7 protein-coding genes are annotated in these 10147 nt (G+C 59.3%); 3 read left to right on the forward strand and 4 right to left on the reverse strand.

The window, feature by feature from the left end:
* Positions 1 to 17: 17 nt before the first annotated feature.
* Entirely contained in the window at positions 18 to 1115 is a 1098-nt protein-coding gene (locus tag NTD81_RS11410) for a carboxynorspermidine decarboxylase (protein ID WP_262182474.1), read from the reverse strand.
* Between the two features lie 364 nt (positions 1116 to 1479).
* On the opposite strand from NTD81_RS11410, the gene mksB reads away from it, so the two are divergent.
* The 3 genes from mksB to mksF are packed head-to-tail and all read left to right on the forward strand — an operon-like array spanning position 1480 to position 6268.
* Positions 1480 to 2730, forward strand: coding sequence for an Mks condensin complex protein MksB (gene mksB, locus NTD81_RS11415; RefSeq protein WP_262182475.1), 1251 nt, complete (start codon positions 1480 to 1482; stop codon positions 2728 to 2730).
* On the forward strand, positions 2727 to 3434 hold the full coding sequence (gene mksE / locus NTD81_RS11420) for an Mks condensin complex protein MksE (protein ID WP_262182476.1): 708 nt from the start codon (positions 2727 to 2729) through the stop codon (positions 3432 to 3434). Before mksB ends, mksE begins: the two co-directional genes overlap by 4 nt.
* Positions 3434 to 6268 (forward strand): Mks condensin complex protein MksF, encoded by a 2835-nt coding sequence (mksF, locus tag NTD81_RS11425; protein ID WP_262182477.1) that lies wholly within the window; start codon positions 3434 to 3436, stop codon positions 6266 to 6268. The genes mksE and mksF overlap by 1 nt, the downstream gene beginning before the upstream one ends.
* A 99-nt stretch (positions 6269 to 6367) precedes the next feature.
* Here the strand turns inward: mksF and NTD81_RS11430 are convergent, their stop codons facing one another.
* Genes NTD81_RS11430 through NTD81_RS11440 form a run of 3 tightly spaced genes read right to left on the reverse strand, consistent with a single transcriptional unit; the run spans position 6368 to position 9933 of the window.
* Positions 6368 to 8671: a PqiB family protein gene (locus tag NTD81_RS11430; protein ID WP_262182479.1), complete on the reverse strand. Its 2304-nt coding sequence runs from the start codon at positions 8669 to 8671 to the stop codon at positions 6368 to 6370.
* Positions 8664 to 9287, reverse strand: coding sequence for a paraquat-inducible protein A (locus NTD81_RS11435; protein ID WP_262182480.1), 624 nt, complete (start codon positions 9285 to 9287; stop codon positions 8664 to 8666). Before NTD81_RS11435 ends, NTD81_RS11430 begins: the two co-directional genes overlap by 8 nt.
* Positions 9274 to 9933, reverse strand: a complete 660-nt coding sequence (locus tag NTD81_RS11440; protein ID WP_262182481.1) for a paraquat-inducible protein A — start codon at positions 9931 to 9933, stop codon at positions 9274 to 9276. Before NTD81_RS11440 ends, NTD81_RS11435 begins: the two co-directional genes overlap by 14 nt.
* Positions 9934 to 10147: the final 214 nt, after the last annotated feature.

Genomic DNA, 10147 nt, shown 5'->3' on the forward strand with positions numbered 1-10147 from the left:
TCTCCTTATCTGCCAGCTCAGGACAAGCTGGACAGGTAATCGTCAAAACCAAACTCGCGCACCAGCTCGACAGTCCCGTCGAGTTGACGCACAGCAATGGCTGGCATTTTTAGTCCGTTGAACCAGTTTTTCTTGACCATGGTGTAGCCTGCTGCGTCGATAAACGACAGCCGATCGCCGATGGCCAGCGGACGATCAAATTGGTACTCGCCGAAGATATCCCCGGCCAGGCACGACTTACCGCACACCATATAAGTGTGTTCGCCGTCACACGGCTCCATCTTGGCGTTGAGGCGGTAGATCAGCAGATCGAGCATGTGCGCCTCGATGGAGCTGTCGACCACCGCGAGGTTCTTGCCGTTGAACAGGGTGTCGAGCACCGTCACTTCCAGCGACGAGCTGAGGGTGATCGCCGCTTCGCCCGGCTCCAGATACACCTGCACACCAAAGCGCTCGGAGAAGGCTTTTAAGCGTGCGCAGAACTGATCGATCGGGTAGCCCTCACCGGTAAAGTGAATGCCGCCGCCGAGGCTGACCCACTGCACCTGCTCCAGCAGATGACCAAAACGCTCTTCGATGGTGCTGAGCATCTGATCGAACAGCTCGAAGCTGCCGTTCTCACAGTTGTTGTGGAACATGAAGCCGGAAATCTTATCCATCACCGCTTCAATCTTCGCCGGGTCCCATTCGCCCAAGCGGCTGAACGGCCGCGCCGGGTCGGCCAGCAGATAATCCGAGCTGCTCACCTGTGGGTTAACCCGCAGGCCACGGATGGTGCCCTCGGTCTTATCGGCAAAACGCTGCAACTGGCCGATGGAGTTGAAGATGATTTTGTCGCAGTTGGCGACCATCTCTTCGATTTCATCATCGGCCCAAGCCACGCTGTAGGCGTGGGTTTCACCGGCGAACTTCTGCCGACCGAGCTTCAGCTCATACAGCGACGACGAGGTGGTGCCGTCCATGTACTGCTGCATCAGGTCAAACACCGACCAGGTGGCAAAGCACTTCAGCGCCAACAACGCCTTGGCGCCGGAGTGTTCTCGCACATAGGCGATCTTCTCCAGGTTGCCGAGCAACTTTTGTTTGTCGACCAGGTAATACGGGGTCTTGATCATCTGTCTGCCTATCTCCAAGAGTCCGGGCCCAAGCGTGCAGCCCCTATCCATAGGGGCTTGACGCTGAAAGATCAGCCACGAGAACCAGGCAAAGCTGGCCACCGTGAAAAAAAAGACGCGAATTGTGCCGATAACTGCCGCGATCTGAAAGGGCAACGGGCACATTTCCTGTTTCAAGACGTCATAGCGACCTAGCCTAAGCCTTGTGTATGACAAAAGCCTGGCGATCAGATCAGCTGTAACCGAGGGAATCCAGTCCAACAATCATGCGTAATAATCAGACGATAACTGACACTCAAGCCAAACCGTCGCCATGCAGTACAATCGACGTTTTTGCCAGAATCCTTGGACAGCGGATGCCCCGATGATTGATCCAAAGCGCGTACTGCGCGCCCTTGCTGAACACTGGACGTTGCTTGAGCCGCTCTGTGAGCGTTTTGATAACGGCACCTTGAGCTTGGTCGAGCTGCGCCTGCAACTCAGCGCCCAGTTGCCTGAGGGCACGCCGACCGATGTCACCGCCCTGCTCGATCAGTGGATTCGCCTCGACATCCTGGTGCCGGTGGCCAAGAGCCCCAACCGCTTCGAGCTGAATGCGCAAATCCACGACTTCCTCGCCTACCTGCGCCGTGAGCACCGCTTGGGCCTGTGCCTGGAGATCGAAGCCTACCTGCGCCATCTGGAGCGTTTAGCCGGGTATATCCGCGATGCCTTCGAGGTGCGCGATGCCGCCGACCTGGCCCGGCAACTGCGCCTGCTGGATATGCGCGTACGCGACGTACTGAAGAAACTCGGCAATGACGAGCAAGCCCTGATCGCCGTGGCCGAACGGGCCAAGACCTCGGATCGGCAGATTCCCCTGCGTCAGCGCTACGCCGAAGTGTTGGCGACGTGGGATGAATACGTCGAGCCGATGATTCAACTGGTAGCCGCCGACGGCGCCTTCGAGCAAGGCGTGTACCGCGTCGAACACGTGCTGCTGCGTTTATTAGCCGAGCAGCAACGCCTCGGCCAGTTGGTCGACGACGACATGCTGCTGCGCACCCACGCGCGCATCTTGGAGATGCAAACCACCGCTCAGCTCACCCTGCGCCGCGCCCGCGAACTGCTGCTGCCGCTGCGTGAAGAAGCACGCCGGCACAACGCCGTGACCCGTGGTGCGGCCCTGGCCCTGGCCACCATCCGCAAAAAAGGTCTGGACGCCGTGCCGCAAGCAGCCATGCCGCTGTTTAGCCGGCCGCAAAGCACCTTCTTGGGGACCGCCTCGCAAGTTGAGGCTTATGTTTACGCCCTGGCCCGCTTCGAGCCCAAGCCGGCGCAGTTCCCCAAAGCCCACAGCAGTCGCAAAGGCGGAGCGCCACGGGCACCGCGTACCGCGCGGGAGATGATCGAGCGCTGCGAGCAGGCCCTGCCGCTGCCAGATCTGATGATTTGGCTATTGGAACAAGAGCCCGAAGGCGCCACCGACGAATTGCTCTACTGGTTTTCCAGGCTGTCGCGCGATGGCCGTTTCCAACGTGAGCGCTTGGAGCGCCGCGACTACCTCACCCGCGAGCATCAGGTCAGCCTGAGCTCCTACGCCCTGATCAAGCCGGCCGGGACCCACGCCCAATGAATATCGACCTCAAAGAACTGACCCTGCTCGCCCCGATTTTTCGTGAACTGTTCAAGGGCTACCACATCAGCCGCAGCAACCCTGAGCTGTACACCCAACTGGCCGCCCAGCAAGACCAGTACCGCAGCCTGTTCAAAGCCTTGGGCTATGAGCTGACCTGTGACAGCCGCGGCTTCTACTACTTCGTCCCCGAGCAGATGGGCGCCCAGGTCAACAAGACGGCCCAGCGTCTGGCCCTGTTCACCTTTATTTTGGTGGAACACTTAGCCGACCAAGGCCGCGACCCGCTGGCCGTGCTCGATGGCGGCAGCCTGGGGCGCGATGAGTTGCCGGCGCTGCTGGAAAAGTACCGCGACCTGTTCCTCCAGGCCGAAGTGACCACCCAGGATGAGCTGGAAGAAAAAATCATGCGGCGTATGACCCAGCTGGGTTTTGCCAGTGAAGACAACGGCATCTACCGCTTCCTCGCGCCCATGCACCGCTTCCTTGATGTGTGCCTAAGCGTGCAGCAAGACCGCAACCTCGCCGCCACCTTGCACAGCAGCCTGCCGCTGCCCACGCCGACGCTGGTGGCCGACGACGAAGACGAAATCATCACCCTCGAACCCGCCGCGCCCAGCCCCAGCAGCGCCGCCGAAGAGTCCGAAGAAGCCGCTCTGGCCCGCGCCATGGCCGAAGAACGCGATGCCCAGGAGATTGAATAATGAGCCAGGAACGCTATGGCATCCGCCGCTTTGCCCTTCTCAACACCGCAGGCTACAGCCTCGGTCTGTTCCCCTTAGAAACCCCGCTGTCGGTCTACGGCGCCAACAACCTGGGTAAATCGGCATCGATCAACGCCCTGCAATTCCCTATTCTGGCGCGCATGTCCGATATGAGTTTCGGCAAGTACAGCCTGGAGCAGTCGCGTAAGTTCTACTTCGCCAGTGACACCAGCTACATCCTCGTTGAAGTCGCCCTGCCCCACGGCCCCCATGTGATTGGCGTGGCCGGGCGCGGTCCCGGTGGCGGTTTCGGCCACCAGTTCTTTGCCTACCAAGGCACCCTCAATCTGGAGCACTACCAAACCAACGGCACCTGCCTGCGCCAACGCGAGCTGTTCAATAACCTTGAGCGCGACGGCATCAAAGCCTACGAGCTGAAGCCCGAAGAGCTGCGCCGCTTGCTGGTCGGCGGACACACCAGCATCCCGCTGGACCTGACGTTGATTCCGCTGCGTTCCACCAGCGAGCAGAGCCTGAAAACCTTCCGCGCGCTGTTTATCAACCTGCTGCACATGCGCGAAATTACCGCGGCCAAACTCAAGCAACTGTTCCTCGATGCCTTCGAGCACAGCCTGCGCTCCGGCAGCGTTGACTACATCGCTGCCACCGAAGAAGCCTTCCGCGACGTGCGCCGCATGGAGCAGGACTATCAAGCCCTGGTCACCGCCGGCCCGCTGATCGAGGCGCTGTCGTCCGGCGTGGCGCAACGGGAGATTCTGCGCGGCAAATTGCATCGCCTGTCGCCGCTGCTCGACTCCTTGCTCGGCACTTGGCAGGACTACGCCGGCGCCCGCCGCGAAGAGCTGGTGATCCAGGCCGAGCACTACCGCAGCGAGCAAGACGGTCTGCAACAAGAGCAGCGCGGCGGCACCCAAGAGCTGATGCGCATGGAGCGGCAAATTAGTGACATTCAGCGCTGGCTGGGTGAGCTGGCGGTGCTGAAAAACCGCTTTGCCTTGGTCGATGACGCCAAGGTGCTGGAAGAACAACTGCTCGCCGCCAAAGACGCCCACGACGAACTGGCCGGCGCCCTGGCCCAGTCCCGGCAGTTCTCCGCCGAGGACTTAGGCGAGCGTCTGCGTGATCTGGAAAAACGCCTCAAGTCGGTCAAGCAGCAGCTCGAACACGCCGACAACAACAGCTACTCACGCCTGCGCGAAGAGTTCAGCCAGCAGGACGTTGATCGCCTGATGCGCTTGTTTAACGGCCAGCTGTTCAGCCTGCCGCTGGGCGAGAAAGGCATTCAACTCGATGAAGACGGCGCCTGGGTTAAATCCCTCGAAGCGCTGCTCGATGGCTTTAACGGCGAACAATTTGCCGTTCCGGGCCTTTCCATCAACCTCGCCACCATCGAGCCGCCGGCCCTGCAAGCGCTGGCCGACCGCGCGGCGCTGCGTGATCAAAAAGATCGTCTAGATCGCGAATACAAACAGCTCAAAGTACAGCAGGACGTCGCCTCCGACCGCGCCGCGAGCAAGGCCCAGGCCGATCAGTACTACCAGGCCGTACTGGATGCACAGAAGGCCCTGGAAGACTTCCGCTGCAGCCAGACCCTAACCGCCGAAGAGCCGGCCAAGCTCGAACAACTGGCGCAACTGGAAGCCAGCCAGGACGAACTCAAACGCAGCGCCGACGCCTTTACCGAGCGCGTCCAGCAGCTCTCGGCCAAACTGCAATTGGTCGGCCGCCAACTGGCGGATTTGGAAGCCAAAGAGCGCACCCTGGAAGACGCCCTGCGCCGCCGCCAATTGCTGCCGCAGAACCTGCCCTTCGGCACACCATATATGGAGCCGGTGGACGACAGCCTGGACAACCTGCTGCCGCTGCTCAACGACTACCAAGATGCCTGGCAAGGCCTGCAACGCATCGACGGGCAGATCGAAGCGCTGTATGCCCAAGTGCGTCTCAAAGGTGTAGCCAAGTTCGACAGCGAAGACGACGTCGAGCGCCGCCTGCACCTGCTGGTCAACGCCTACGCCCACCGCCAGGACGAAGCCCTGACCCTGGCCAAGGCGCGCCGCGCGGCGGTCACCGATATCGCCCGGACCCTGCGCAATATCCGCAGCGACTACGACAACCTGGAACATCAACTGGCCCTGTTCAACCGTGAGATCAACAAGCGCCAAGTCTCCAACCTGGAGAGCTTCCGCATCGTGTTGGCACCGAACAAGGACGCGCTCAAACATATCGACCAGATCATCCACAGCGCCGGTCAGTACGAAGAAGGCGAAACCCTCTCGGTGTTCGACCTGCAGCAAAGCAGCGAACAGGACAGCAAGAACGAAGAGGCCAAGGAATACCTGGCCCGCTTGGTGGCGGCTAACCACAACCAACTGGGTTTGAAGGATCTGTTCGAGCTGGCCTTTGAAATCACCAAGGTTCATGGCCAACCGGTGATCCACACCGACATCGACGGCGCCGCCTCCAACGGCACCACCATGACCATCAAAGCGCTGACCAACATGTACCTGTTGCTGCACCTGATGGATCGCGACCAGGCCGGTAAAGTGCGTCTGCCTTACTACCTCGACGAAGCCGCCGACATCGACGAGAAGAACCAGCAAGCGCTGATCGAGACCAGCCTGCAACTGGGCTTCGTGCCGATCCTCGCCTCGGTTAAACCACAGGTCTCAGCCCACGTGGCAATCGACCTGGAAGGCGGCAACGGACCTAGCGGCATCTACATCGACGAGAACGACTGGAAGTACATCCGCCGCCGTGACGATGCTGCAGTTAAAGCCCAGAGCAACGAGCTCGACGCCGAACCGGCCTGACGCTCAGGTACACGCCATCAACGACTAAGGGCCGCAATTGCGGCCCTTAGTCGTTTCTACCTTTAGCGGGTACTGAGCCCGGGGCTTAGTGGCCAGACTTTATTTAGCCAGGGGAATTTTCGGCGCCCACTTCAGCCAAGGCTCTTGTGGCTCATCGTGCAGGGCAAAGGTCTGCCCCGGCAGCGCCTGCGCACCTTGCTCCGAGCTATCCGGCGTGGCAAAGGCGATACCGCCCTCAAGCAACGCCTCCAGCGACTCCGTACGCACCTTCACGCCGCTAAACAAGCCCGCATCCACACCAATGCCACTGGCATTCCAGAAACGCGTGCCTGAGCGCACCAGTGGGGCATAACGCGGCTCGATCAGTACATGGATCAACACCCGATCAGCCGTATTGCCCAACTCGTAATCCGTCACCTTACCGACCGGCACCTCACGGTAGCTGACAATCACCCCGGGCTTAATCGATCCACGGCGCGCTGTGCTCAATACCAAGCGCAAGCCTTCTTCACGCACATCCGCGCTCGGCGCGGAGCTCGCCGCGACAAAGTACTGCTTCATCGGCGCCGCTTTAGCCGCCGGCAGCACTTCCAGATATTGGCCACTAACCAAAGTGCCTAGGTTGGCCGCACGGGTCAGACTCACCTCAGGTTTAACCACCCAAAAGCGCGTGCCTTCGCGGGCAATCTGCTGAGTCACTTGAGTCACCCGAGCATGCAGCAACACCGACTGCAAGTCCTCGGTCAGCTCGATACGCTCGACCTTACCGACTTCCAAGCCCTTGTAGCGAATCGCCGTGCCCGGGCTCAGGCCATCCGCACTGGGCACCTTGATGGTCAGCGTCACGCCCTGCTCCAGCGCCGTGTCTTGGTTGGCATAGAGGTTAAAGCGCTGCACCCGGCGTTTGAGTTTGCTGGCCTGCGGGTTAGGCGTATCAAAGGCGATACCACCCGCAAGCAAGGTTTGCAGCGACTCGCTCTTAATCTCTACGCCACCCAGGCCGCCCTTGAGCGTGATACCACTGGCATTCCAGAAGCGCGTACTGTCGTTAACCAGATCCATGTACTCCGGTTCGATGTGCACGCCAAAGGCCACCTGCTGTTTGTTTTGCGACAGCTGTACGCTCTGGATCGAACCAACCTTCAGCTGTTTAAACAGCACCGGGCTGCCAACTTCCAACGAGCCACGGGCATCGCTGTACAGCACCAGATGCAGCCCCGGCGCCGATAGATCAAGCGGCGGCGCTTTGGCCCGGGCGACGAAATCGCGCTGCGGCTTACCGCCTTTTTTACCTGGCCGCACGGCGATGTAGTTACCTTTAACCAGCGCCTCCAAGCCCGTAATGCCGGCTAAGGAAATCGACGGCTTAACCATCCAGAAGTCGGTGCCTTCGACCAAGTTATCTTCGGTACGCGGATCAAGCATCAGCTCCACATGGGCGCCGCCCAAGTCATCGTCGACTTGGAAGGTCTTCAGGTAACCGACTTGAATGCCTTTCCAGATCACCGGCGTACGGCCCGGCTCAACCCCGTCGAACTCGTGCAGTTGCAGATTCACCTTGATCCCGGCCTGGGCCGCGTCAAAGTCCTCGTACAGGCGAAACGGAATGCTCGGGTCCGTGGCTGGGCTGTCCTTGCGATGCTCCGGCGTGGCGAAGGCAATACCACCGGCCACGATACTGGCCAGGGATTCGGTGCGGATCTTCAGCCCGGACAAACCGGCAGCAATCGACACGCCGCTGGCATTCCAAAAGCGCGTGTGTTTTCGCACCAGCGAGGCGTACTCCGGCTGGATAAAGATCTTCACCTCAACCTGATTGTGATCCTCCATCAGCGCGTAGCTCTTCACCCGACCGACCTGGATTTGCTTATAGAACACCGGGCTGTCGCGATTAAGCGAACCCAAGCGATCGGCCTTGAGCGTCAGGTGCAAGCCAGGCTCATCATCGGCTAAGGGCGGCGCTTCATTAAGCGCGACAAACTTGCGCTTCACCTTGCCATCGCCTGGCGCCACGCTGATGTAGTTACCCGAAACCAAGGTCTCCAAGCCAGTGATACCGGCCACCGACACGCTGGGTTTCACCAGCCAGAAACGTGAATGTTCGCGCAGGTGCTCCTCGGCCTCCTTGTCCACCTCGATAGTGGCCCGCACACCTTTGGTTTGGCCTTGGTCATCCAGCTCCAAGTTAGTGACCTTGCCGATGGTCATACCTTTGTAAATCAGCTCAGTCTTGCCTGCCTGCAGGCCCTCACCGGTGCTAAAGGTCACTTCAATATCGACGCCGGCCTCGTTATAGGCACGCCAGCCGAGCCAGCCACCAATCAGCAGGGCAATGAGGGGCAAGATCCAAATCGTCGACCAGCTCGATGCTGGGCGTGCTTTGGCCAAAGGTAAGTCATTCATCGTGGTCATCCGTTGCCGTGTTGTCCCAGATCAAACGGGGATCGAAAGTTAAAGCCGCCAACATGGTCAACACCACCACGCTGGCAAAAGCAGTCGCGCCGTAGCCCGGTAAAATGCTTGCTAGGCTGCCGAAATTCACCACCGCCACCAAGATGGCAATGACAAATATATCCAGCATCGACCAGCGCCCAATCCACTCAATAAAGCGGTACATCAAAATCCGTTGGCGCGCCGACATGTGTTGATGGCGCTGCACCGAGATCAGCAGTACAGCAATGCCGATTAGCTTAAAAGTCGGCACCAGGATGCTGGCGATAAACACCACCGCAGCAATGGGGATCATGCCGTGCTGCACCAGCTCAATGACCCCCGACATAATAGTGTCGGACTGACCGCTCCCCAGTGAATTGACCGTCATAATTGGCAGTAAGTTAGCCGGGATATACAGCACCGCTGCAGTCAACAATAACGCCCACGTCCTCGCCAGGCTGTTGGGCCGGCGCGCATGCAGCTTGCCGCCGCAGCGGCTGCAATGCTGATGCTCCTGCTCGGTATCCTGCAAGTTGAGCTGATGACAGTCGTGACAGATCAGCACCCCTGCATCAATCGCGCGCATGCTGATCCTCCCCGGACAAAGCCTGCCAGATCTGTTGCGGCGACATAGTCACCTCCAACCACACCTGCACCAACAACAGGCCGATAAAGCAGAACAGGCCCAAGCCCAGATGCAGCTCCGCCAGGTCCACCAGCTTAACGATGGCCACCAGGATGCCCATCAAGTAGACCTCCAGCATGCCCCACTCGCGCAGGTGGTGATAAATCCGGTAGAGCAGCAAGCCGTAGCTGCGGCCAATATCCCAGCGAATACTCAACAGCACCGCAAACTGGCACAGCAACTTGAGCAGCGGTATCACCATGCTGCACAGCAGCACCACCACGGCAATGCCTTGCATACCGCTGTTATACAGGCCCACCACCCCCGACCATATAGTGTCTTCAGTGGATCTACCGAGCAGGTTTAATTGCATGATCGGCAAGAAGTTCGCCGGCACGTACAGCAACAACGCAGCCAGCACTAAGGCCAAACTGCGGCGAATCACCTGCGGGCGTAAGGTATATAACTCGTAACCACAACGCGGGCATTCAACTTTCTGCCCACACTCGGGCTCTGGCCGACGCATCAATAGATCGCACTCATGGCAGGCGATCAGATGCTTTAGCTCAGTTGCGGATATGGATTTAGTCGGGGCCAATACGGCCATAGCATTAACCTGAATAAAGACTGGGAAAGCATCCGGTGATGCTCACAATTAGCCGCCATTACACAGCGCAGTATAGGCAACAGCTTCATCAATTAATTCTAACCCACAGGATAAAACTGCCTGCAGCCCTAATTCCCTGAATATCCAAAGCACTTCACTGGTTCATTCAGCCCTACTGAGGCAGGTAACTTAATTATCAGGCTGCGGGGAATAA

The organism is Pseudomonas sp. 5P_3.1_Bac2, from assembly GCF_025465995.1.
Classification (GTDB): domain Bacteria; phylum Pseudomonadota; class Gammaproteobacteria; order Pseudomonadales; family Pseudomonadaceae; genus Aquipseudomonas.

Excerpts from the sequence above, each read along its gene's own strand:
- NTD81_RS11430 (WP_262182479.1), bottom strand. The coding sequence starts at position 8,671 with ATGAATGACTTACCTTTGGCCAAAGCACGCCCAGCATCGAGCTGGTCG.
- mksF (WP_262182477.1), top strand. The coding sequence starts at position 3,434 with ATGAGCCAGGAACGCTATGGCATCCGCCGCTTTGCCCTTCTCAACACC.
- NTD81_RS11440 (WP_262182481.1), bottom strand. The coding sequence starts at position 9,933 with ATGGCCGTATTGGCCCCGACTAAATCCATATCCGCAACTGAGCTAAAG.
- mksE (WP_262182476.1), top strand. The coding sequence starts at position 2,727 with ATGAATATCGACCTCAAAGAACTGACCCTGCTCGCCCCGATTTTTCGT.
- mksB (WP_262182475.1), top strand. The coding sequence starts at position 1,480 with ATGATTGATCCAAAGCGCGTACTGCGCGCCCTTGCTGAACACTGGACG.
- NTD81_RS11435 (WP_262182480.1), bottom strand. The coding sequence starts at position 9,287 with ATGCGCGCGATTGATGCAGGGGTGCTGATCTGTCACGACTGTCATCAG.
- NTD81_RS11410 (WP_262182474.1), bottom strand. The coding sequence starts at position 1,115 with ATGATCAAGACCCCGTATTACCTGGTCGACAAACAAAAGTTGCTCGGC.